Source organism: Oceanobacillus sp. B139/18, from assembly GCF_055524595.1.
On the sequence record NZ_JBVFXI010000008.1, the window covers coordinates 118,646 to 143,647 of the forward strand.

24 protein-coding genes are annotated in these 25,002 nt (G+C 40.3%); 21 read left to right on the plus strand and 3 right to left on the minus strand.

What is annotated here, in order from left to right:
* Positions 1–10 precede the first annotated feature (10 nt).
* From phnM to ACZSMY_RS20130, 11 genes are all read left to right on the plus strand, one after another.
* The gene (gene phnM, locus ACZSMY_RS20080; RefSeq protein ID WP_465148244.1) at positions 11–1,192 is read left to right on the plus strand and encodes a phosphonate metabolism protein PhnM; all 1,182 of its coding nucleotides are present in this window, start codon (positions 11–13) and stop codon (positions 1,190–1,192) included.
* A gap of 19 nt (positions 1,193–1,211) precedes the next feature.
* Positions 1,212–1,934 (plus strand): phosphonate C-P lyase system protein PhnL, encoded by a 723-nt coding sequence (phnL, locus tag ACZSMY_RS20085; protein WP_042530935.1) that lies wholly within the window; start codon positions 1,212–1,214, stop codon positions 1,932–1,934.
* Positions 1,924–2,739, plus strand: coding sequence for a PHP domain-containing protein (locus ACZSMY_RS20090; protein WP_042530937.1), 816 nt, complete (start codon positions 1,924–1,926; stop codon positions 2,737–2,739). Before phnL ends, ACZSMY_RS20090 begins: the two co-directional genes overlap by 11 nt.
* 202 nt (positions 2,740–2,941) lie before the next feature.
* Positions 2,942–3,985 carry a PhnD/SsuA/transferrin family substrate-binding protein gene (locus ACZSMY_RS20095; protein ID WP_465148245.1) on the plus strand — a complete coding sequence of 348 codons (1,044 nt, stop codon included), beginning with the start codon at positions 2,942–2,944 and terminating at the stop codon, positions 3,983–3,985.
* A 232-nt stretch (positions 3,986–4,217) separates the two neighbouring features.
* Complete coding sequence (phnC, locus tag ACZSMY_RS20100; RefSeq protein WP_042530941.1) at positions 4,218–4,982, plus strand: phosphonate ABC transporter ATP-binding protein; 765 nt, start codon at positions 4,218–4,220, stop codon at positions 4,980–4,982.
* Positions 4,983–4,993: 11 nt separating this feature from the next.
* Positions 4,994–5,779, plus strand: a complete 786-nt coding sequence (gene phnE / locus ACZSMY_RS20105; protein ID WP_042530943.1) for a phosphonate ABC transporter, permease protein PhnE — start codon at positions 4,994–4,996, stop codon at positions 5,777–5,779.
* Positions 5,779–6,636, plus strand: a complete 858-nt coding sequence (locus ACZSMY_RS20110) for an ABC transporter permease subunit (RefSeq protein WP_042530944.1) — start codon at positions 5,779–5,781, stop codon at positions 6,634–6,636. Before phnE ends, ACZSMY_RS20110 begins: the two co-directional genes overlap by 1 nt.
* A 255-nt stretch (positions 6,637–6,891) precedes the next feature.
* On the plus strand, positions 6,892–7,698 hold the full coding sequence (locus ACZSMY_RS20115; RefSeq protein ID WP_042530946.1) for a VOC family protein: 807 nt from the start codon (positions 6,892–6,894) through the stop codon (positions 7,696–7,698).
* Between the two features lie 540 nt (positions 7,699–8,238).
* On the plus strand, positions 8,239–9,015 hold the full coding sequence (locus tag ACZSMY_RS20120; protein WP_246529012.1) for an ABC transporter permease subunit: 777 nt from the start codon (positions 8,239–8,241) through the stop codon (positions 9,013–9,015).
* A gap of 27 nt (positions 9,016–9,042) precedes the next feature.
* On the plus strand, positions 9,043–9,738 hold the full coding sequence (locus ACZSMY_RS20125) for an ABC transporter ATP-binding protein (protein WP_042530950.1): 696 nt from the start codon (positions 9,043–9,045) through the stop codon (positions 9,736–9,738).
* Positions 9,739–10,734, plus strand: coding sequence for an aliphatic sulfonate ABC transporter substrate-binding protein (locus tag ACZSMY_RS20130; protein WP_193064219.1), 996 nt, complete (start codon positions 9,739–9,741; stop codon positions 10,732–10,734).
* A gap of 114 nt (positions 10,735–10,848) precedes the next feature.
* On the opposite strand, the gene ACZSMY_RS20135 is transcribed toward ACZSMY_RS20130, so the two are convergent.
* Entirely contained in the window at positions 10,849–12,291 is a 1,443-nt protein-coding gene (locus tag ACZSMY_RS20135; protein ID WP_042530953.1) for a sodium/proline symporter, read from the minus strand.
* Positions 12,292–12,371: 80 nt separating this feature from the next.
* On the minus strand, positions 12,372–13,259 hold the full coding sequence (locus ACZSMY_RS20140) for a LysR family transcriptional regulator (protein WP_256705512.1): 888 nt from the start codon (positions 13,257–13,259) through the stop codon (positions 12,372–12,374).
* A gap of 142 nt (positions 13,260–13,401) precedes the next feature.
* Between ACZSMY_RS20140 and ACZSMY_RS20145 the strand changes: the two genes are divergently transcribed.
* From ACZSMY_RS20145 to ACZSMY_RS20155, 3 genes are all read left to right on the plus strand, one after another.
* On the plus strand, positions 13,402–14,100 hold the full coding sequence (locus tag ACZSMY_RS20145; protein WP_042530957.1) for an L-2-amino-thiazoline-4-carboxylic acid hydrolase: 699 nt from the start codon (positions 13,402–13,404) through the stop codon (positions 14,098–14,100).
* 4 nt (positions 14,101–14,104) lie between these two features.
* Positions 14,105–15,325 (plus strand): Zn-dependent hydrolase, encoded by a 1,221-nt coding sequence (locus tag ACZSMY_RS20150; RefSeq protein WP_193064221.1) that lies wholly within the window; start codon positions 14,105–14,107, stop codon positions 15,323–15,325.
* A gap of 131 nt (positions 15,326–15,456) precedes the next feature.
* Positions 15,457–16,704, plus strand: coding sequence for a cytochrome P450 (locus tag ACZSMY_RS20155; protein ID WP_042530961.1), 1,248 nt, complete (start codon positions 15,457–15,459; stop codon positions 16,702–16,704).
* Between the two features lie 82 nt (positions 16,705–16,786).
* On the opposite strand, the gene ACZSMY_RS20160 is transcribed toward ACZSMY_RS20155, so the two are convergent.
* Entirely contained in the window at positions 16,787–17,041 is a 255-nt protein-coding gene (locus ACZSMY_RS20160) for a DUF4282 domain-containing protein (RefSeq protein ID WP_042530962.1), read from the minus strand.
* Between the two features lie 371 nt (positions 17,042–17,412).
* Here ACZSMY_RS20160 and ACZSMY_RS20165 point away from each other — a divergent pair, with 371 nt between their 5' ends.
* From ACZSMY_RS20165 to ACZSMY_RS20195, 7 genes are all read left to right on the plus strand, one after another.
* Entirely contained in the window at positions 17,413–18,225 is an 813-nt protein-coding gene (locus tag ACZSMY_RS20165) for a hypothetical protein (protein ID WP_042530964.1), read from the plus strand.
* Between the two features lie 324 nt (positions 18,226–18,549).
* A complete protein-coding gene (locus tag ACZSMY_RS20170; RefSeq protein ID WP_042530966.1) occupies positions 18,550–19,557 on the plus strand; it encodes a TAXI family TRAP transporter solute-binding subunit in 1,008 nt (335 codons plus the stop codon).
* Complete coding sequence (locus ACZSMY_RS20175) at positions 19,557–21,497, plus strand: TRAP transporter permease (RefSeq protein ID WP_193064222.1); 1,941 nt, start codon at positions 19,557–19,559, stop codon at positions 21,495–21,497. The genes ACZSMY_RS20170 and ACZSMY_RS20175 overlap by 1 nt, the downstream gene beginning before the upstream one ends.
* 4 nt (positions 21,498–21,501) lie before the next feature.
* Entirely contained in the window at positions 21,502–22,203 is a 702-nt protein-coding gene (locus ACZSMY_RS20180; protein WP_042530968.1) for a FadR/GntR family transcriptional regulator, read from the plus strand.
* A gap of 12 nt (positions 22,204–22,215) precedes the next feature.
* A complete protein-coding gene (locus tag ACZSMY_RS20185; RefSeq protein WP_042530970.1) occupies positions 22,216–23,622 on the plus strand; it encodes an FAD-binding oxidoreductase in 1,407 nt (468 codons plus the stop codon).
* Positions 23,615–24,895: a (Fe-S)-binding protein gene (locus ACZSMY_RS20190; protein ID WP_465148246.1), complete on the plus strand. Its 1,281-nt coding sequence runs from the start codon at positions 23,615–23,617 to the stop codon at positions 24,893–24,895. The genes ACZSMY_RS20185 and ACZSMY_RS20190 overlap by 8 nt, the downstream gene beginning before the upstream one ends.
* 35 nt (positions 24,896–24,930) lie before the next feature.
* Positions 24,931–25,002: NAD(P)-binding protein (locus ACZSMY_RS20195; protein WP_465148212.1), on the plus strand; the 72-nt coding region annotated here is incomplete at its 3' end.

Genomic DNA, 25,002 nt, shown 5'->3' on the forward strand with positions numbered 1-25,002 from the left:
GGCGCTTATTGTGTATGTTATTCATAATGGAAAAGTGATTACAGAAGAAACGATACTTGAAGACCATGCTGTACTTGTGGAAAAGAGCACCATTCAATCAATCATTCAAGAAACGGAAATCGATAATTATCCCGAGGCTGACAGAGTTAATGCGAATGGCGGATATATTTCGCCAGGCTTTATTGATATCCATTCAGACTATATTGAAACAGTTGCTTCACCGAGGCCAACGAGTATGATGGATTTTAATATCAGCTTGAGAGAAGCAGAGAAAATATTAATTGGTCACGGAATTACAACGATATTTCACTCGTTATCTTTTTTTCGGGAAGATGCATTTGGTCATAAGCCAATCCGTAAACCTGAAAATGTACAACGGATGATAGATGCGATTGCCAATACCCATCATGAACTGCATTTGATTCGTCATCGATTACATGCCCGATTTGAAATCGATAATATCTTAGAGGTAGACCAGTTAATCCGCAATGTCGAGGCAGATAAGGTTCATCTCCTCTCATTTATGGATCATACACCTGGTCAAGGACAGTATCGTGACTTAGAAGTATACCGAGAAACCTTACAAGGCTATCGCGATTTATCTGATGAGGCGGTACAAACCATTATTTTAGAAAGACAAGATGTAGAGAGTATCACGATTGAACGCATGCAGGAGGTTGCTGAATTAGCTATATCCAAAGGGATAGCAGTAGCATCACATGACGATGACAATATCGATAAGCTTCATCTTGTACAATCCTTTGGTACGACAATCAGCGAGTTCCCAATTACGATGAAAATTGCCAAGAAAGCAAAGAAGCTTGGATTGAAGACAGTAGCGGGCGCTCCTAACGTATTGCTTGGCGGCTCGCATTCAGGGAATTTGTCAGCGGCTGAAGCAATTTCAGAAGATTGTATTGATATTTTATGCAGTGATTATTACCCTGCAGCTTTGTTGCACGCCATTTTTTCTTTAAGTGAAACGCATGGAAATGATTTGCACGACATGTTTATGAAAGTAACGCTTAATCCTGCAAAGGCTGTGCGAATGGATAATGAAATAGGTTCCATAAAACCTGGTAAAAAAGCAGATATGCTTGTTATTGAACGAATGGATGACGGTTATCCAATGTTAACGAAAGCGATGGTAAATGGTTCGTTAATTACAACGACAAATTACCGTATAAACTAAAAAATAGGAGGTTCCATCAATGACGATGCTTCAAGTGAAAGATTTTGGCAAACGGTTTACAATTCATCATTTGGGCAAAACGAGACAAGCAGTGGAGCATATTCATTTCTCACTGGAGCAGGGCGGATTTCTTGGAATTGTCGGCAAAAGCGGAAGCGGCAAATCAACCATCTTAAAAAGCATTTATCGTACGTACTATCCAGATACGGGGAATATTATTTATGACTCGGCACACTATGGGTTGATTGACTTAACCCAGGCAACAGAACGGGAAATTCTTTATTTGCGAAAGCATGAAATAGGATATGTTTCGCAGTTTTTAGATGTCATGCCGCGAACGACATCTAGAGAGCTTGTAGAGACAGCAATACTGGAAATGGGCGAAACAGAAGAGACTGCAAAATTAGAAGCGGAAAAGGTGCTAACACATTTTGAGCTGGACCAAAAGCTTTGGGATCATTATCCAAATACATTTTCGGGTGGTGAAAAGCTGCGGTTAAATATTGCCATGGCGACTGTCAAAAAACCACGATTGCTATTGCTTGATGAACCTACTGCAAGTCTGGATCAGCAATCGAAAATGAAAGTACGCGAAATGATTGAAAAGCTGAAAGCAAGCGGCACTACACTGGTCGGCATTTTTCACGACATAGAATTTATGGATGGGTTATGTGACCACGTATTTGATATGCAAATTAGTCAAGTCGGACTTGTGAAAGAAGGCGTTATGCATGAAAGCTGATCTCCATGTGCATAGCACCTATTCGGATGGTTCTGACCATGTGGAAAAGGTGCTCGAGCAAGCAGTGAAACATGGCGTGACACAAATCAGCTTTGTCGATCACGATAGCATAGCTGGTTTTTTCGAAAAAAAAGCTTTAGGAAAAAGCTATGGCATAGAAGTAATTCCAGGCATTGAAATATCGGCTTATGATTTGAAGCGAAAACGAAAAGTGCACGTACTTGGCTATAATTATTATTCTGAAGCGAAGAACATCGAAGCCCTTTGTAAAACGGTACGAAACAGGAGACAGGCTCATACCCTTTGGCAAATCGGCCAGCTTAATAAACATGGCTATCAGATTGATCCGCAAGCAGTTATCCAAGCAGCGTACCCGAGTGAAACCATTTATAAGCAGCATGTTATGCAGGAAATTACATCAGCTGCATACGATTCTAAGTCGTATCAAGCGTTGTATCACAATCTTTTTAAGGGAGATGGGTCTGCTGCCGGAGATATTGAATATGTGGATGCATTTCTTGCTGTAGAAGCGATAGTGGCTGATGGAGGTGTAGCTGTTGTTGCCCATCCAGGTCAGCTGAATTCCTATGAAATGATTCCCGAACTTGTGGAAGCTGGTTTAGGCGGGATTGAACGGAATCACCCTGATCATACTGCAAAAGATCATAAACAAGTAGAAGAATTAGCTGAAAAATACGGTTTAATCATGACTGGCGGTACAGATTATCATGGTGATTTTGGAATGCAAATAGAGGTCGGTTCGATTACGAGCCCTTCCCTTTTAAATCAAGTGTTAATCGATTAAAGGTTAAGCATTTGTAAAGTTGCTAAATGTTCTATGAAACTATTGTAAATATAAACTATATTCAGTTAAGCCATGTTTTAATTAGAAGAGGAAAAGCAGAGGAAATAATTATTAAGGAGGGCTATTTACTAACAGAAGCAAACTGATGAAAATCTCATTATTCGTTCTGATCACTAATCTATCAATAAAAAGGAGCGTTACCATGAAGAAAACGTTAACTAAATTAGGTATTTTGCTTTTATTGGTTCTATTCGCAGCAGGATGTTCAGAAAGCAGCGCGGGTGCAGGAGAAGGGCAAGCGGAAGTAGATGATGTGATTGATGTTGTCTGGTACCCCAATGAGTCGGGGGAAGATTTGAAATCATCTCGTGATGAGATTGGAAGAATAATTGAAGATGCTACTGGAAAAGAAGTAGAGCATCATTTAACAACAGATTATGCGATTGCAATTGAGACGTTAGTGAATAATAACGCAGATGTAGCATTTATGGGTGCTCAAGGTTATATTGAAGCAAAGAATGGCAACGACGCGATCCAGCCAATCGTTGTTCCAACTGGGCCGTCTGGAACATTAGATGACGCAGTGTATCATAGCTGGCTGGCAGTAAATGTAGACGATCAGGACAATTATAAAAAAGATGGCGAATATTCCTTAGATACAATAGCGGACAAGAGGTTTTCATTTGTGTCTAACAGCTCCACTTCAGGATTCAAAGTGCCATCTTCAGGAATTATTGCTCATTTTACAGAGCAAGATTCGTATAAAGATTTGACAGAAGAAGATTTAATGGAGGGCGGACCGCTTTTTTCACAAGTTCTTTTTGGAAACTCTCACCAGGGTTCTGCAGTGAATTTATTGGATGGAAATGCAGATGTAGCAGCTTTTTGTGATACCTGCGTAGAAAACTACGTAGAGGTAGCTGAAGGAGAAGAGAATGAAGTTGGCTCCATCTACAAAGTAAAGGAAAATGCGGAACAGCCATTTAACAACGTAACAGGAAAAGAGTTCACGTTAATGGATGTAACGCCTGTTCTTAATGCGCCATTTGCAGCAAACATGGATACCTTGGGTGAAGAAGACTATAAGAAATTACAAGAAGCATTAACCTCAGATGAAGTAGCTGATAATGAAGGGATTTTTGTACCGGAAGATTCGGAGGGGTCGGCATTGTTTTTTAAATCGGACAAAGAACGTTTTGCGCCAGTAGAAGATGAGTGGTTTGACCCGATTCGTGAACTTCAATAACCTGCTCGTCATGAAATCTATAGCGGATGTTAATAGTACAAAATGGACTGCACGCATCATTTTGCGCGTGTAATGTGTCGGAAGGACCCCGTTTTCATCATCCAGGTGTTCTAACAAGGGGAAGCGGGAGATTAAACAGCCAGTAATGGCCCGATTCGTTCAACTAACCTTCAGAGGGGGATGGAAAGTCCTCCTCTGAATGCAGTTTCACTTTATAGGAGGGAGCCTAAGTATGACATTTTTACAAATTGCAGGACTAAGTAAATCATATAATAACGAAACGACCGTATTAAAAGATATTTCTTTTAACGTAAAAGCTGGAGAATTTGTTTCCATTATTGGCCCATCAGGTGCAGGAAAATCTACGTTGCTGCGCTGTATTAATCGAATGGTTTCCATAAGTGATGGAGAGGTGGTTTTTGATCATGCGCCAATAACCAAATTAAAAAAACGGGCATTGCGACAACTGCGTACGGATATTGGCATGGTATTTCAACATTATAATTTAGTTCCACGGCTAACCGTTATTGAAAATGTTCTTCACGGGCGCTTAGGTTATAAGTCCACCCTGCAGGGCGTACTTGGCAGGTTTACAGAAGAAGAAAAAGAGCATGCTTTTTTTCTTCTTCGTAAACTTGGAATCGAGGAGCATGCTTATAAACGCTGTGATCAGTTAAGCGGAGGACAGCAGCAACGAGTTGGCATTGCTCGCGCACTTATTCAAAATCCAAAGCTCATCCTGTGCGATGAACCGATTGCCTCACTCGATCCAAATGCTTCAAAAATTATTATGGATCATTTGAAGTCCATTACTACTGAACTAGAGATAACTTGTCTGATTAATTTACATCAAGTAGAAGTGGCACAGCAATATTCAGATCGAATTATTGGTTTAAATCAAGGGGAAGTTGTATTTGACGGACCAAATTATAAGCTGACAGAGGAAAAAATCAATCATATTTATGGTACGCAAATGCGGGAATTAATAACAGTGTGAGGGGAATTGACGTGAGTGAAAAGGGGATGCAAAAAAGAAAATGGCAACTGACGATAGCTTTGTTGATTATCATTGCCATAACATATTTATCTGCAGCGATAACGAATTTTAACTTTATGGATGGGTTCGCAGCATTTCCTGAAGCGATTGGCTGGATGTTTTCTAATTTGTTCATTACCCAGGAGTCGCTAGAAAGGCTGCCAACCATTTTGGACAAACTGATAGAGACTATTTTTATGTCCATAGCAGCAACGACGACAGCTGCGATTGTTTCCATCTTTCTTGGCATCATGGGATCAAAAACGACGAGCGTAAATAGTTTGTTAAGTGTGTTTGCCCGCTTCATTGCATCTGTATCACGTAATATCCCGGTTGTGGCTTGGGCATTGATTTTATTGCTTTCTTTTGGACAAAATTCGTTAACGGGGTATTTAGCATTATTTGTAGGAACAGTTGGATTCTTAACAAGGGTATTTATTGAATCCATTGATGAAGCAAGTCCCAGTGCGGTTGAAGCCTTGACAGCTACAGGAGCAACCTATTTTCATATTGTAAATAAAGCAGTCATTCCGCAAAGTTTACCACAAATGATCAGCTGGATTTTATTTATGATTGAAACAAATATCCGCAGTTCGACATTAGTAGGTATTTTAACAGGTACAGGAATCGGATATACCTTTGATATGTACTATAAATCAATGAACTATAATGCAGTTGCTCTAGTCACCTTCAGCATTGTGCTCGCAGTAATCATTATTGAGCTTATGTCAAACTATATACGGAAGGTGATTATGTAATGGAAACAATAGTAAAATCCACGTATATAAAGCGCAAGAAGAATGGAAGCATATCCTTAAGGGCTGGAAATAAATCAAAATTCGTTATACGGATGACGATGATTACGCTATTTGTCTTAACAATTGCCGGTTTTTTATTGTTTGATTATACGGGTTTAGAAATAAGAACTGCGGTAGTGGAGACAGCTTCTAATCTATATGCGATGTTTTTTAAGCCGGCACTCAACCATTTCACATGGGCCGAAGCATTATATCAAATTGGAGTGACGATGGGACTTGCTGTTTTGTCTACAATTATTGGTGCTGTTATTGCTTTCTTTTTAGCATTAACAGCTGCAGCTAATTTATCGAAGGAATGGGTTACCAAGGTCGTTCGTGTCATTGTAGCCTTTATTCGCGCAGTGCCAACCGTATTATGGGTGCTTATTTTTGCAATTGCTGCCGGGCTCGGCAGTGAAGCTGCAGTATTAGGTATGCTGTTTCATTCCATTGCGTATTTAGTAAAAGCATTTTCCGAAGCATTTGAAGAAGTCGATAAAGGCATTTTGGAAGCATTAAGAGCTGCAGGGTCCGGCTGGTGGCATGTTGTTATACATGGCATTATTCCTTCTACGTTTACCTATTTATTATCATGGACCTTCCTGCGTTTTGAAATTAACTTTTCTGTGGCTGTGGCGATGGGAGCTGCTGCGGGAGCTGGCGGAATTGGATTTGAATTATTTATGGCCTCTGGGTTTTATTTCGATCTGAATGAGGTTGGATTTATTACGTACGCTATCTTATTGATTGCGATTATTCTCGAAGTGTTTTCAACGCAATTGAAAAATCGATATTTTCCATCCAGTGTAAGAAATTAAAAGGATACCATAGCTTCTCTGTTTATAACGCCGGCGAGGGAATACTCCGCCGGCTTTTTGGTGTAATTGCTTTTTTCAACCCAAACTTGTTAAATTTAAAGCAAGTTACGTGATAAGAATATATTGTTTTTTTCTTCAAGAGGTATGAAAATAGTTTAAAATGAATAGAAGGTATACAGCTTGGAGTAACTGTATGAAATTTAGAAGATTCCAATATGAATAACTTTATCAAAAAATAAAAAGGAGAGAACACAAATGCATTTTCAGTTTGACCATCTCGTTCATTTTGTTGACAGTCCGGAAGAAGCAAAAGAAGCGTTAAAGAAGCTTGGTCTCCATGCTGTAGATGGAGGAAAGCATGATAATGGCGGTACTTATAATGCGCTTAGCCATTTTGATTTAAGTTATATCGAACTGATTGGCGTGTTTGATAAGCAGTTAGCTGACCAGCCTGCTGAAAAATATAGTCTGAGAGATACCTTTCAAAAAGACGATTATGCTTCAGGTTTATCCAGAATTGCATTAAGGTCTCGTAATCTGGAGGAGGAAGCAAAGCGTTTTAAATCACTTGGACTGGAGGTTATTGGTCCAGTTCCTTTAGGAAGAAAAAGACCAGACGGCAGCATGATACATTGGAAGTTGTTATTTGCGGGAAATCCAGAAGAAAAGCTATCCTTGCCATTCTTTATTGAATGGGAAGAAACCGATGAAGAGCGCAGGGAAACCCTGAAAAAGCAAGGAACGATTGCTGCTCATCAAAAAGGAAATCTTTCCTTAGAATCTGTTGGCTTTGCTGTAAAGGATGCAAAAGCTGTTATCGAAAAGTGGGAGACTTATTTGGGATTGGAGCAGGGAGAATCGTTCTTTGATGAAGGGTTATCTGCAACAGGACATCGTTTAAAGCTGCCAGGCGGAGACATTTTGTTTTATGAGCCTGAAGGTGAAGGGATAGTTTCTGATACGTTGAAAAAAAGAGATGAGAAACCTTTTATCGTTACCATTTCGGGAGGAAATCGGCAGGAGCAAATTAAAGTAAAGAATGCGATTTACAGGTTTGCTTAACACGTTAATCAGTGAAGGAAAGCTGCTGGATAAATAATCTTTCTACTATTCTATTTAACGAAATACTTTAACCTCTGGTAGTCAGAGGTTATTTTTTATGAAGTAAATTTTAGAGAAATCTTCCTCAATAAATTAGAAGTGTGTACTTTTACTAGCTAAATATATAGAAAACGTACCATTTATTTTGCTTCAAAATGAACAGAACACACTCCCTTTATTCATTGCAAAAACCCTGTTATATAAATTTATCATGTTAATTCATTTATAATATGATACAGTTGTACAAGCTGAAATGACATAAAATTGAATGTTTACAATTCCTAGAAGAAAGGTTATAATTAAAGCGTTATTCAATGAATTAAGGGTATTTAAAGCTTTGAAATAGATATATATCATCATGAAGTTACGAGTCTTCTTTTTGGCTTTTACCAAATGCAGTCAATCTGTTTACATATTTTCGTTGATCTGATTGAAACAGAGTGCGGGGATGAGATACAAAAACTTATCAAAAAATTCATACATACGAAAGGGGCAGAACGAGTGAAAAAGAATAAGTGGTATAATAACCAGCTATTTCCGTGGTTATTACCAATTGTTGTGGTGCTTTTATGGCAGGTGCTTGGCGACCGTGGTTTGATTAAGTCTACTATGCTGCCGACTCCGCTTGAAGTTGTCGAGGCCGGGAAAAATTTATTCCAGACGGGGGAGCTGCAGAAGCATGTGTATATAAGTACGGAGCGGGCTATTATTGGATTCTTTATTGGCGGTACCATTGGTTTTCTGCTTGGGCTCTTTAATGGAACCGTTCTATTTTTAGAAAAATTAATTGATACATCGATACAAATGATACGGACGATTCCACATTTAGCACTTATTCCGCTCGTTATTTTATGGTTTGGAATTGGAGAGAGTGCCAAAATATTTCTTGTTGCGGTTGGCGTAATGTTTCCAATTTATATCAATACGTTTAACGGTATTAAGAATGTGGATTATAAATTAATTGAGATGGGGAAAGTGTACGGCATGTCGAAATGGCAGCTGTTCACGAATATTATTTTACCTGGTGCGATGCCAAATATTTTGGTCGGAATCCGCTATGCGCTTGGGGTGACATGGATTTCGTTAATTGTTGCGGAGACGATAGGTGCTGATGCAGGGATCGGCTATTTGGCAACCACAGCCCGTGAGTTTATGCAAATGGATATTGTGGTGTTAACGATTGTACTTTATGCGATTTTAGGAAAGCTGTCCGACTTCATTGCAAAGGTTTGTGAACAGCGCTTGTTAAAATGGAACCCGGCATACCGGAAGAATTAACTGCCAAGGTCAGTCAGGAGGGGTTACATGTTTGGTATTGAGTTAAAGAATGTAGGGAAACGTTTTGGGGCAAATGAGGTTCTACGAGATATAGATTTATCCATACCGAAAGGCAGCTTTACAGCGATCGTTGGAAAAAGCGGGTGTGGGAAAAGTACGCTGTTAAGAGTGATTGCTGGACTGGAAGAGGTGACCAGCGGATCTTTAGCTTATACAGGTGCAGAAGCAAAAAAATCGAATATACGCATTATGTTTCAGGATGATCGCCTGCTTCCATGGAAAAATATTTTAAAGAATATTGCTATTGGCGGAGTAAACAAGGTGGACGCGGAAATAGCATTAGAAAAGGTAGGGCTGCGTGATAAAAAAGGGGATTGGCCAGATGAATTGTCTGGCGGGCAAAAACAGCGTGTAGCACTAGCGAGAGCCTTGGCGAGCAGCCCGGATGTTTTATTATTTGATGAACCATTGGGAGCATTGGATGCTTTAACCCGGATGGACATGCAGCATTTAATGGAAGGGCTGTGGCAAGAACAGCATTTTACTTCTATTTTAGTAACACATGATGTATCTGAAGCAGTTTATTTAGCAGATCGTGTTATTGTTCTGGATGAAGGAGGCGTGAAATTGGATCAGGAGATTGATTTAGGGCGGCCTCGGGAACGAGATGACAAGTTTACAAGTTACGAAAAGAAAATACTGGACCAGATAGTAGGAGGATAAATGATGAAGAAATTACTCTTTGCACTGATTATTTTTAGTTTCATAGCTGTGCTGGCAGCTTGTGGAGCGAATTCGGATTCTGATGCGTCTGAGGATGGCGAAACGATTCGCTTAGGCTACCAAAAAGGGAATACCATGAATCTATTAAAAGCGCATGGTACGTTAGATGAAGCATTACATGAAGCCGGCTATAACGTAGAATGGAAAGAATTTTCTATGGGCGCTCCATTAATCGAAGCGTTAAATACGGATAATATTGACTTTGGTCATTCCTCGGATGTACATAGTGTTCTGATGCAGTCGGGAGGGCATAACGTCAATTATGTAGCGTCGGAGTCCCCTTACCCAGAAGGTGTTGCGTTACTGGCAAGAGATGGTTCAGGCATTGAAACATTAGAAGATTTGAAAGGGAAAGTAATCGGTGTGACCAATGGCGGGAACCAGCACTACCTTCTATTAGAATCACTAAAGGAAGCAGGTATCGATTGGGATGAGGTAGATATGAAGTTTTATAAGGATGCCTCCGAAGGCTTGATGGCTTTTTCCAACGATGAATTTGACGTGTTTGGAACATGGGATCCATTCTATGCGATTGTTCAGGACCAAAATGAAACACATACGATTCTTGACGGAACAGATCTCATTGAAAACCGTACGTTTTATTTAGCGAGAGATGGCTTTGCAGAAGAACAGCCAGAAGCGCTCACCATTATTTTAGAGGAATTGGAAAATATGGATCAGTGGGCAAATGAAGAGAAAAGAGAGGCCGCTGAAATTTTGGCGGAAGAGTTAGGATTAGATCCGGAACCGCTGGAGGTTGCAAATGAGCGACGGCAGTTTGGCGTGCAAAGGATGACAGAAGAAGTGATTGCAAACCAACAGCAATTAGCTGATACCTTCTATGAAGCAGAGCTGATAGATACGGAAATCAGTGTGCAAGAAGCGGTAGATGCGTATGATTTAGATGAATCTGTTTTTCCGGATAATATTGAATAAGATAAAAAATTGCCTGTTCCCGAATAGCGGCACATGCGGGTAAACAGTAACATAAGGACAAAAAAGAGCTCATTCAACCTGAAGAATGAGCTCTTTTTACATCTATTTCCTATTTTAAGCCGCAGTTTTTGGTTCTTTACCCGGATAAAGTAAAGAAAATACAATCCCGACAATCAAACAGATAAAGAAGGTTGCCGCTTTGGCAGATACCATTGCTTCGAGCGGTGAAAGAGACCAGACGACAGCACTGACTGCGCCGACAATAATGGTCGCGATGACCCCGATTCCTGAGACGCGTTTCCAAAAGAAGATGAGCAGCACGACGACGGAAAAAGTGTTTCCGATTCCTGCCCATGCAAAAGAAACAAGGCTGTAAATAACCGATTCTGATTTCAGTGAAATAATAATGCCGATAATCCCGCTGATCAATGCCACGAAACGGGATAAATGTACGAGTTTTTTACTGGTAATATTCCACCTGAGCGTTTTATGGATGATATCCTCGCTGATGGAGGTGGTGATAACTAATAACTGCGAAGATGCTGTCGACATAATCGCAGCCAGAATCCCTGCTATGATAATTCCGGCAACCCATGGTGGTAAAATTTCAAATATCATATGCGGCAGAATCATTTCCGGGTCAGCCAGTGTGCCTTGTGAATATAAAGCAGAGGCAAAAATAGCTGATAGAAAGGCTCCTACATAGACAATCATTGTCCAGATAATAGCCATGTTTCGTCCGGTAACCCGTTCCTTTTCGGTTGTAATTGCCATAAATCGGGAGCTTAGCTGCGGCTGTCCGCCGAGCCAGCCAAAAAACCAAGAGAAATTGGTAAAGAGCATTGCTCCTAAGGCGAGACCGTTCAGACCGCCAGTCCAGCTGTCAGCACCTCCGCCTCTTAAGGAGAGTTCTGCAGAGACGCTCAAGCCTTGGTTTTTAATCTCCATAAAGGCAACAATAGGTATGATAATAAAAGAAAACAGCATTAAAAAGCTTTGTACAGCATCTGTCCAGACAACGGACATAAAGCCGCCCAAACAGGAATAGGCGATAATAATCATTGCGATAATAATCGTTCCCCAGGTAATGCTGAATCCGGAAATAGAATAAATGGTTTTTCCCATTCCAGAAAACTGGGCTGCTAAATAACAGACAAAGAAAAATACCATGACAATCGATGCTAACCAGCGGATGATATCCGCATGCTCCGGAAATTTAACTGCAATATAATCTGTTAAACTATTTACCTTGTATTTTTGCTGTTCCATCATAAATCGTTTGGACAGGAATAACCAGGAAGCGAGCACGCCAAAGAACATTCCTGATAATACCCAGATACCGGATAAACCGGCGACATAAATAAATCCAATTGCTCCAAGAAACATATAAGCAGATTCCCCGGTAGCACGTTCTGAAAAAGCGAGTACCCAGCCCGGGACTTTGTTGCCTCCCAGAAAATAATCATTATGTGTTAAATCTTTTTTGCTAAAATAAATTCCTATTGCAAGCATGGCGAGCAAATAGAGAATAATTTCTACGTAAATTACCGTTTGCACAAGCTTTTTCCTCCATCTACAATTAAAATAAGATAATACCTATTAGTTTTATCAGATATTATGCTGTTTTTAAAGATTTGTCAATCCTTATTTGGAAAATCCTCCGCTAATATTTTACATATTTCTACAAATTTCATTGCTGCCGGTGATGGGTACGTGTTTCGTTTATGAGCAATGCCAACGGTGCGTGCGTGGTGTTCAGAAAAGTTCTTTTGAACAAGACTCGCAGGCGCATGGTGTAAAATAGATTTAGGAACAATGGAAACACCTAAATTTTCCGTTACCATTGTTAAAATGGCTTGATCGACCGATAATTCATATACGATATTTGGGGTGATGTTATGCTTGGATAAAATGCGTAATACATCGCGGTCAATGTTTTGTTTTGGCATAATCCAGCGCTCGTCCTTTAACTGATTCAGTGTCAGGTAATCTTCAGCAGCAAGCGGGTGATCTTTTGCCATAATGCACAGAAGCTCATCCTCAAAGATAAAATCAAATACTAGATTTTCAGATACAGGCTTCGCAAGAAATCCAATATCCACGACACCGTGCTGCAGCCAATTTTCAATTTGATCATAATCCCCTTCCATCAGCTGAATAGTGACGTCTGGATGATGCTCCTCGAAGTAGGATAAAACCTTTGGCAGCAATACAAGCGAAATACTGGGAAGGACGCCGACAGTAATCGTTCCGCCAATCAATTTTTTTAAGTTGGCAACGGTATTTTCAAGCCTTTGCTGCTCTTGCAGAATTTTCGAAACGTGTTCATAGACCATTTTTCCATTGCTTGTTAAAATAATATTATTCCTATTCCGTATGATTAAGGATAGGTCCAGCTCTTTTTCTAAATTATTCATTGCATGGGTGATAGATGATTGTGTCAGATTGAGCTTCTGACCGGTTTCTGTAAAGTTGCCGGTTTCAATCAACGTATGAAGAGCAATATATTGCGCTAATGTAGGCATATTATAAACTCCCTTTTCAATGTATTTCTATGAATTTATTTCATAGTGCTATATTAAAATATTCATTCGATTTATAGTTGATTTTATTTTATAATAGATTTAAACCCAAGTAAAATAATAAGAATTTAAGGAGATAGATAAGATGAGTGAAGAAAAGCTGATGATGAAAGCTTTGTCCATGGATATTATTACAGCGAAAATGTTTACGGAACTTCATCTTTCGATTATAGAAGCATATGGTGAAAAAGAAGGACGAAAGCTTGTACAGCAAGGTTTGGAAGCATTCGGGTTAAAAGATGCAGAAACCATGGCACAAAAAGCAACAGCAGAAGGACAAAATCATGCCTTTTATGAATATTTACCACAGGTTGTGGAGGAAGAAGAAAAATATGCAGAATTAACAACCTTTGCACGTTTTTCCAAAATGTTCGCTCAAATTTCAAAGCAGGTCGTAGACAAATATGAAGAAGAAGGAGAGGATGTTATTCGGCGTGCTGTAGAAAGGTACGGAAGAAAGCGCGGAGAAGGGATTGCCCAGCGTGCGCGTGCCAATGGGTTAGAAAATAACTCGGATAATTACTTGAAAAACTATGATATGGCCCGCAGTGAACTATTTGAAGTAGATACCGTGCATAAAGAAAATGAAGTAGAACAAACCTTTACGTATTGTCCGTTTGGTCAGCAGTGGGCAGATGATGATATGGGCAAATACGGCATTCTTTACTGCCAGGTAATCGATCCTTCTGTGGCGAAAGGATATAATAAAAATTTTGAAGTGGTGCATGACCAGTATGTATTGCGTGAAGGTCAATGTCACTTCCAGTTTCAGATGAAGGAGTAAGGCCATGATAAATGCCAAAAGATTGTTGCAGCGGCTGGATGAGTTAAGCCAGATTGGCCGGAACCACGAAACAGGCGGCATAAACCGCTTCTCTTTTACAAAGGAAGAACAACAGGCAATTGACCTTGTAACAGAATATATGAAAGAAGCGGGTATGCAGGTAAATGTGGATGGAATTGGAAATATTGTTGGCTCTTATGGAGATGCGCAAGAAACAGTTATGCTGGGCTCGCATATCGATACCGTTCCGGACGGCGGGAAATTCGATGGTGCTTTAGGGGTGCTGGCGGCCATTGAAGTCGTGCAAACCCTTCATGAACAGCAGGTTCCGCTTCATAAAAAGGTGGAAGTAACTGCATTTAAAGATGAAGAAGGAACGCGATTCGGTTTCGGACTGATTGGAAGCCGCGCGATGGCAGGACTGTTAAAGCCAGAACAATTACAGAAAACCGATGCTGCGAATATCGCCATCGAAGAAGCAGCACGGCAATTTGGATTATCCCCTTTTCCTTTAGAAAAATTAAAGCGGGAGGATATCAAAGCCTATTTGGAGCTGCATATTGAACAGGGGAAAGTACTGGAAAAAGAAGACTTGCCGGTAGGGGTAGTCACTGGAATTGCCGCTCCATTGTGGTTAGAGGTAACGGTGAATGGAATCAGTGAGCATGCTGGAGCAACGCCAATGCATATCAGACACGATGCATTAACCGCAGCCAGTGAAATGATTTTGGCAGTGGAGCAATGCTTCCAGAAAAAAGATGATTCTGTGGGCACTGTTGGGAAATTGCAGGTAGAGCCAAACGGGGTCAATGTTATTCCGGGAAAAGTAACCTTTACCATTGATATTCGTGATATTGATGAGCATACTATCCGTGAAATAGAACAAGAAGTGAAGCAGCAAATTAATGACATAGCAGCGCGCCGTCATGTCACCGCAGCGATAGTAGAGCTGCAGCGTGCGAAGCCTGCAAAAGCTGACGAATCCCTGCAGCAGCAATTTGCCGCTAGTATTGAAAAGCAGGGCATCCGTCCTTATGCTTTAGTCAGCGGCGCTGGTCATGATGCCATGAATATCGCTGCGGCCGCTCCGGTTGCTATGTTATTTGTCAGGTCGAAGGATGGGATTAGTCATAACCCATTAGAATACAGTTCAGATGAAGACATTGTGATTGCCGCCAATGTACTTTATGATACGGTTTTAGAGATAAGCGGGAAAAAAGATTAGGACAGAAATATACGCTGGATAACAGGTAGTGGTTTTTCACCGAAGGGTGGAGAATCACTATTTTTTGTTTAAATAGGAAATAAAAAAGGAACGATATAATAAAGTACATTATTTATGGAGGGTGAAACGAAATGACAGAGACACACATGCCAAAAGACAAAGGTTTGGATCATACGCTGAAGCTCTTGGATGAAGGGTACCGATTTGTAACCAATCGTTCGGATAAGTTTGAATCTCGTGTATTTGAAACAAGGCTGTTAGGGGAGAAAACCATTTGTATGGTAGGTGAGAAGGAAGCAGAACTTTTTTATGATAATGCCAAATTTTCTCGAAAGGATGCTTCTCCCGGGCGAATTCAGAAAACGCTGTTTGGTGAGGGAGGCGTTCAGGGATTAGACGGAGCGGATCACCATCATCGGAAAGCAATGTTTATGTCTCTGATGACAGAAGAAAGGCTGAACGAGATATCTGCTATCATCCGGGAAGAATGGGAGCAGGAAATGAAGCGTAATTCTAAGGAAGAAATACAGGTTTATCAAACAGCCAAATATGTATTGACGAAATCGGCCTTACGATGGACGGGGGTTCCTTATGAACAAGAAGACATCCCCGAATGGGCAGACCAGCTAAGTGACATGTTTGAAGATGCCGGTGCAGTTGGATGGAGCCATTGGCAGGCCAGACAATCCAGATCGAAAGCGGAAGAACGAATAACAGGCTTGGTGGAGAGAGTTCGCGAAAATACGGCGGAAGAGGTTCGTAAGGATAGTGCCGTATACCATTTTGCAATGCATCGGGACGTGAACGAAGAATTACTGGATGCTTCTGTTGTTGCCGTTGAATTACTGAACTTGTTGCGTCCAATCGTCGCAATTGCTGTTTATATAGACTTTGTCCTGCTGGCTGTACACGATTATCCAGAAGAAGCAGTGAAATTGGAGACAGAAGAAGATTTGCATCGGTTTATTCAGGAAGTAAGACGATTCTATCCGTTTTTCCCAGTTGCTCCTGCACGAGTCAAAGCGGATTTTACCTGGGGTGAATATACTTTTAAAGAAGGAACGTTAACCCTATTGGATTTATATGGTACAAACCATGACCCGGCTATTTGGGAAGAACCAGATCGGTTTCAGCCGGAAAGATTTCAAGGATGGAAGGAATCTCCATTTAATTTTATTCCGCAGGGCGGCGGAGAATTTGACATCGGTCACCGCTGTGCCGGCGAATGGATGACAATGGATGTTTTAAAAACGACACTCGACTTTTTCGTAAACCATCTTTCGTTTACATTTATTGAACAGGATTTGGATTATGAGATGAATGAAATTCCGCCTGTTCCAGAGAGCGGGGTAATTATTGAAGGAGTACAATCGAAATAAGATTTTTGTTTGAAGCTTGAAAGGGAATGGTGTATCGCTTTATGTGATACACCATTCCCTTTCTTTTTTTAACTCTGATAAATTATTTATCCCTTATTTGTTTTAATGTTTCATAGATTTTGAACATAATAATCAATAACTCACAATAAACTCGCACTAAGAGGCTTCCAATAACAATCGTGAGAAGACCTGAGAAAATAAGTAAAAATTCTTCTTCAATAATACCTGTAAAAATAGTAATAAGGCCGAATATAACGGATGCAGCAAGACCAACCCAAAATAATACTTTGATGATAATAGGTGTAATCATCTCTTCAAAACTGAAAAATTTGTTCATAAAGTATCCTCCTTTGTTCTTTTTTAACAGTATACGTTAAAGACATCTGGTTTTACAAACAATTTCAGGTGTCTTACGTGTAATATTCATTGATAAAACATAGATGTCTAATATGATGATTTGGGTGCGGGTATTTAGTTTTAAATTAGGTTTTAATAATCAGGAATATAGACTTTTATATATAGAACGTGAAACTTCCTTCCTGTTTTTCTGTTAAATACCCTAATTCTGCAGCTTTTGAGTTTGAAAATAATTAATTTGTGCTAATGTTAAGTATATACTAAAATATCAAACATTTTCATTCTGTGCGTAATGAACGCTTAGAGTAATTCGTTTGATGAAGTATAACTCAAAAAATAAGGAGTGGTAGGATGGAGAAAGAGGATAAACAGCAAGAAGAAAGTGTAGAGGAGGGATATGCTGCATCGATACCTGGTGGAGAGAAAGCGGAAGAGCAGCGTATGGAGCATGGGACACAGCAGCAGGAACCTTCTAATCAGCTTGAGCAAGAGCCGAACGAAGCAAAAACACATCTAGAGCAGGCTGCCGGCGAATCCAATGAAGCAGGGCAGAAGGAGAAAACAAAGGGATCGCAATTTGATTTTCAAGAAAGCTTTAATGAAATCAAAGGAATTGCATTAGACGCAACATTAAGGCCAAATACACTTATTCATTCCGGCCGGTCGATAAAAGTGGAAACCAGTCTCATTATTTTCGCTTTATTAGCTGTGCTTGTAAGTATTTGCCATTATTTATTTTATAGATATGGTTTTGATGGGCTGTTCTACTTTTTGGGAGACATTAATTTCACTTTTGTTTTACAAACCTTTGTCTCTTGGCTTATTACTTTTGCGATAGGTTACTTCTCGCTCTATATTCTGCTGAAACAGTTCGGGAATAAAACAATGGAGCATAAGGAATTATTGACAAAATACGTGGTGGTCAATATTCCGTTTGTCCTTGTGTTTTGTCTCGTGACATTATTTTTTGGCTTATTATTCATTGATTTATTTATTGTAACATATGTATTTTCATTATTACTTTTCGGCTTTATACATGTTTATTTATTTTTAGCGCTTATGGAAAAATCCCGGTTTGATGTCTTTTGGACATTAACGGTATATCAGCTGGTGCTTATTGTTGCATCGTATTTCCTGGTTGGCGTGGACTTTGGAGGAATTTAATTTATTTTAATCAAAAAACCAGAGCGATCTTCGGATTACTCTGGTTTTTTGATTTGCCCAATAAAAGTGTCAGATTCCCTGCTGTTATGTCTTTTTAACTATTTCTGTACAAGGGTAGATATCTCTTCCTGTTTTTTAATGCTTACTAAAACAAGGCTTGGGCCTATACGGAACGCGGATTGAATAAACCTTAAAAAATGGGAAATTTAAAATAAATTTTAAATCATTTATCAGAATTTTATATTTAGGTATTGTCACAAAATGTTCAATGTTGTAACATTGTATTACAAGTTCAACTGAAAGCGCATACAAAGGGGTGTTTGAATGAAAGGTAAGCTATTTTTATTTACAGTACTTATTTTTACCTTTGTTTTATCTGGATGTAATTTTGAGAAGAAAGAAATTTACAACATCGCAACAGCAACCACCGGAGGTACATATTATCCGATCGGGGTCGGAATGGGGCAGCTTTGGACAGAGCATTATCGGGATCAGAATATCAAATTTAATGGACAGGCCTCCGCAGGTTCTGTTGAGAACATTGATTTACTCAAAAATGGAGAAGCTGATTTTGCCATACTCCAAGGGTTGATTTCGACACAGGCAGCAGAGGGAAGCGGTATTTATGAAGGAGACCAATACGAAGAGCTTCGGTCTGTGGGGATGATTTGGCCAAACGTAGAGCATTTTGTATTAATGGAAGATTTTGTTGCGTCTGGAGATATCTCTGATATTGCGGGCAGATCGTTTTCTGTAGGCCCTCAGGCAAGTGGAACAGAACAATCTACCGTAACAATGATGGAAGGGATTGAGTTAGGGAAAAGTGATATCAGAACAGAATACCTTGGATATGATGATACGATTTCGGCAATGAGGGATGGCCGGCTAAATGGCGGATCTCTTCCTGCAGGGGTACCCGTATCTGCTATTACAGATATGTATGCAAGCGGGTTGAATGCCGCTATTTTAGAGGTGACCGATGAACAAATGGAGGATATTAACGATATTGTTCATACATGGTATCGCTACACCATTGAGGCTGGTTCTTACCCGAGGCAGGAAAAAGATATTGATACGATTGCCCAGCCGAATATTTTAGTTACCACTTCGGATATGGATGAAGAAATGGTTTATAACTTAACCAAGATACTATTTGAAAATCGTGAATATATGATTGGGATTCATAATTCCGCCCGGGAAATGCAGGTGGAGACAGCTTTAGAAGGCTTGAATACACCGCTTCATGCTGGAGCTTACCGCTATTTTGAAGAGCAAGGTATAGAGATTGAAGAGCATCTGAAACCAGAAGAGTTAAGAGAGGAGGAAAATTAATGGCGAATGCACAGGCAAAAAAGGTAGATATCGAGAAAAATCCAAATGATAATCCAGTTGCAGATCCTAAATCGTTGCGTAATAAAATTATCGCTGTTGTCGGTATTATCCTATCGGTCTTTGTTTTACTCACTTCCAGTTATCTAAACATTCAGGAGTTTTATAGAAATACGATTTTTTTAATCTTAATCTTTGTAATGGGATTTTTGCTTCATCCGTCAAACAAAAAGAAGACAGGGAAAATATCATCAATAGATATCGTTATGCTGTTCCTGTCGATTATTTCCATTGGCTATATTACGGTAACGTATACAAATTTGCATGTGGATCGGTTATCCCAGGCGAATACAGTCGATTATATATTTGCTGTCTTATGTATTTTAGTATTGTTTGAGATAACACGCCGGGCTATCGGCTGGTTTATTCCTATTTTGAGTGTTATTGCTTTGCTTTATGGTATTTATGGTGCGTACTTCCCTATTGATTTTGCTCACTCCGGCTTTACATTTGAAAGAATGCTGTATCGTATTTACATGACGTCTGATGGAGTTTTCGGCAGCACGCTATCCATTGCTTCTACTTATATTGTGTTGTTTATCTTATTTGGTTCATTCCTTACTGTGAGCGGTGCAAGTAATTTGTTTAATGATTTAGCTCTGGCGATTGCAGGACAGCGCCGGGGAGGACCTGCCCAGGTTGCAGTTATTACAAGTGCACTGACAGGGTCATTGAACGGAAGCGCTGTAGCGAATGTGGCGACAACGGGTGCCTTTACGATTCCACTGATGAAAAGTATCGGATTAAAGCCGAAGTTTGCAGGCGGGGTAGAGGCTGCAGCTTCTACGGGAGGCATGCTGATGCCGCCGATTATGGGAGCTGCAGCATTTATTATGGCAGGTTTTTTAGGAATTCCTTATACGGCGATTGTTTTAGCCAGCATTCTGCCTTCCTTGTTATATTTTATTGCTTTGGTATTTGCGATTGATACAGAAGCAAAGAAGCTTGGACTGAAAGGAATTAGTAAGGAGAATATTCCAGATATCAAAAAGGTACTATTGGAAAGAGGCGCCTTGCTTTTGCCGATTATTGTTGTGATGGGGGTGCTTCTATTAGGAAAAACGGCAATTTTTGCCGGCTTTGCCGGAATCATTGCTACGATTATCACTTCCTACTTAACCAAAGATAAAACGAATCGGATTACCTTCTCTAAGCTCTTTGAGGCACTTATTGATGGAGCCAGAAACTCCGTTCAGGTTGCTATTGCCTGTGCATCTGTAGGGATTATTATTGCCGTTGTTTCTATGAGCGGTGTCGGATCGATGCTCGCCTATAATGTCGCGGATCTTGCAGGCGGAAATCTGTTTATTATATTAATACTGATTATGATTACTTGTATTGTGCTCAGTCTGGGGCTTCCATCAACAGCATTATATATTGTGGTAGCTGTAACAGCTGCGCCGGCGCTTGTCCAAGTAGGCGTTAATCCTTTAGCAGCTCACTTTTTTGTATTTTATTATGGTGCCATGTCTAACGTAACGCCGCCTGTAGCGTTAGCTGCCTATACCGGGGCAGGAATTGCGAAAGCGAATCCGATGCAAACAGCTTGGACAGCTTTACGGTTAGCATTTCCAGGGTTTATTATCCCGATCATTATTGTTTATGATCCAATCTTGCTGCTGCAAACGGACGAAGGGCCAATTAATTATTTCCTATTAGTACAAGCATTTATTTCTGCGATTATAGGAGTTTATGCCCTCTCTGTTGGATTCGGAAACTATATTCGAGTAAAATTAAATATAGTAGAAAGAATCATATTAATCGGAGTGGCCTTCTTCTTGATTTCTACGAGTCAATTATTAGACGTCATCGGCCTGGCATTGTTTGTAATTGTACTTGCTTTCCATTTTATAAGAAGCAGGCGGCTCCTGGAGGCAGGATAATAAAATGAAACCGTTCAAAAAAGAAAAGTTATCTGATATTATTTTTTCCCAGTTAGAAAATATGATTAAAACTGGCGAATACGCTGAAGGACAAAAGCTTCCTTCAGAGAATGAGCTCGCAAAATATTTTGATGTCAGCAGAGTTCCTATTCGGGAAGCAATCAGTAAATTAGTCTCAGTAGGCTATGTAGAGTCGATGCAGGGGAAGGGAAGTTATGTCAAGCGCCTGGATGCTGCGGATGAATTTAAAGAATATACTTACGGCGAATTTACAAAAAAAGAGTTATTTGATCTGTTAGAAATGCGAGCGCTATTGGAAGTGGAAGCAGCAGGCTACAGTGCAGTAAGGCATACACAAGAAGCACTTTCGAAAATTGAGCAGGCGCTGAAGGACTTTGAAGAAATCACGAGCAATGAATATTCGATTGGTTTAAAAGCGGATTATAATTTTCATCAAGCGATTATCCAATCCACAGAGAATAATTATATGATTCAAACCTTTCAAAATTTAGAGCGTGTACACAGAAATGCTTTGGAATATTCATTGAAACTGAATGTAGGAAAACCTAGAAAAAGAGAAGAGGTTTATAGCGAGCACGAACGTATTTATTTGGCAATCAAATCCCAAAATGCAGCAGAAGCCAAGGAAGCGATGTACTTACATCTGACAAACATGCGCAGAAAGTTGGGGGACGACAGAATATAGGTGGGTTAAATAATGAAAGAAAAAATAATAGAAAAATTGACTGAAATAGTAGGAGAGCGTTTGTTAATAGATGTGGATGACCGTGTCTCATACGGCTATGATGCGTCCTTTGGGCAGTATATGCCGGATTATGTTGTTCAAGTGATGTCAACGGAAGAGGTACAGAAAATTGTACAGCTGGCGAATGCTTATGAAATTCCCATTTATCCAAGAGGAGCGAGCACAAGCCTTTCTGGAGGTCCTCTACCTGTACACGCAGGTATTGTAATGGATTTTTCCCAGTGGAATCAGTATCTGGAAATTTTTCCGGATGATTTGTTAATCAAGGCAAGTCCAGGTGTGAAAACAGGAGATATTCATCAATTGGCAGAAAAGTATAACTTAATGTATGCGCCCGACCCTTCTTCTTCCTCGATCTGCACTATTGGCGGGAATTTAGCAGAAAACGCCGGCGGTCCCCGAGGAGTAAAGTATGGTGTGACAAAGGATTATGTATTGGGGCTGGAGGTGGTTACCGCGGAAGGAGAAGTTATCCGTACGGGTGGAAATACCGTTAAAAATGTGACCGGCTATGATTTAACGAAGCTTTTAATCGGATCAGAGGGGACCCTTGGAATTATTACAGAGGCAACTTTAAGGCTGATTCCAAAGCCGATGGATACGAAGACAGCAATGATTATATTCGAGGATTTGTATACTGCAGGAAAGTCTATTTCCAAAATATTAACATCGGGAGTAAGACCTTCTAAAATGGAGATTCTTGATCAGAATGCGATAAACAAAGTGGAGGATTATGCCGGACTGGATTTACCCAGAACGGCCGCGGCTATTCTGCTTGTTGAAGTGGATGGGGATACAGATGTATTGATGAAGGAACTGCATGTTATTCAGCAGGCTCTTTTAGAAATTGGTGTAGAGAATGTGCAAATTGCGAAAACCAAAGAGGAAGAAGCAAGGCTCTGGCAGGTGAGAAAATTAGTTTCACCTGCAATTGTCCAAAGCGGCTACACCAAAATATCAGAAGATGCGACCGTCCCGTTGAGTAAGATTCCAGACATGTTTCGGAAGATAGATGAAATGAAGAAAAAGTATAATCTGAATATTGTTGTATTTGGCCACGCTGGTGATGGCAACCTGCACCCAACGATTAATACCAATATGCGGGATGCGGATGAAGTTACCAGAGTGGAGGATGCGGTCGAAGAAATCTTTCATTACGCCATTGAATTAGGCGGGACCTTATCAGGTGAACATGGAATCGGAACGATGAAAAAACCGTTTTTCCCAAAAGAAGTAGGAGAAGCCGGCATGGTATTCCAGAAAGCGATTAAACAAGCGCTTGATCCGAAGAATATCTTGAATCCAGGAAAAATATTCCCGGAAGCGGGAGAGAAAAGGTTAGTGTTAAAAAATGACTGAGCAATTAATTGAAAAATTGGATTATCAGGCAACCTTTGATTGTGTGCAATGCGGGTACTGCTTGCCTGCTTGCCCCACCTATCTGGCTTTTAAAAAAGAAAAGCATTCACCGAGAGGGCGTATTAATTTAGTGCAGATGACAGCGGAAGGAAAGATAGATATAGAAGACATGCGGGAAGGGATTGATTTATGTCTGGGTTGCCGGGCATGTGAGACAGTATGCCCCACCAATGTCCGTTACGGCGATATTCTGATGTCGGCCGTCGAGGTGCTGAAAGATAATAAAAAAATGGGACTGTTCGAGAAGGGAGTCAGAACAGCTGCTTTTAAAGTGGTTTTGAAAAACAAACAGATTCTGAGACTGGTGAACAGGAGTTTATATGCTTATCAGGTGACCGGAGTGAAGCGTGTGGTTAATCGGCGTAATCTTCTAAAACCGATGGAGAAATACCGAGACTTGAATAAAGCCATGCCGGAAGTCCAACTAAGTAAGCGGCTGAAAAATCCGCCGAATCCTTTTAGAAAATCAGCAATTCAGGTTGGTTTCTTTCAAGGCTGTATTATGGACGTATTTTTCAGCCGGATTAATGATCTAGCTGTTAACATTTTAAACGGACATGGAATGGAAGTGACGAATATTCCGTCACAAACATGCTGTGGTGCCCTGCAGCATCATGCAGGAGAGCACAATCAGACGGTAGAGCTAGCCAAGAAAAATATCGCAGCCTATGAGGGATATGACTTTGACTATATTGTTAATACCATCGGCGGCTGTGGAGCGACGTTAAAAGAATACCCTAAGTTATTTCAGGAAGGAACGGAATGGCATGAGCGGGCATTGAAGTTTACGGCAAAGGTTAGGGATATTTCTGAACTGATGGCAATGGCTGATTTGGATTTTCAATATGAAATTCCGAAGAATGCTGTATTTCAGCCGTCATGTCATTTGGAGAATGTACAGCAGGTGTTTGAGGACCCGTTAAAAATCATTAAACGTATTCCCGGCCTGAACTACATGGAGTTAAAAGATAAAGCGCTCTGCTGTGGCTCAGCAGGTATTTATAATATCCTGCATTTTGAGGAATCCATGCAAATTTTAGATATGAAGATGAAAAACGTTAAAACAGCAAGACCGGAATTAATCATCACTTCCAATCCGGGCTGTCATATCCAAATGCAGCTGGGAGTAGAAAGAGAAGGCTTATCGGATGTGATTTCAGTGAAGCATATTGTGGAAGTAGTCGCGGAAGCTTGCGGTATTCAAACAACTTAAGCAGAGGCAGGGGAAGCACAGTGAAAGTAGACATAGTGATTGTTGGAGCAGGGATTATTGGCTTGAGCACCGCTTACCAGCTATCGAAAAAGCATCCAGATAAAGAC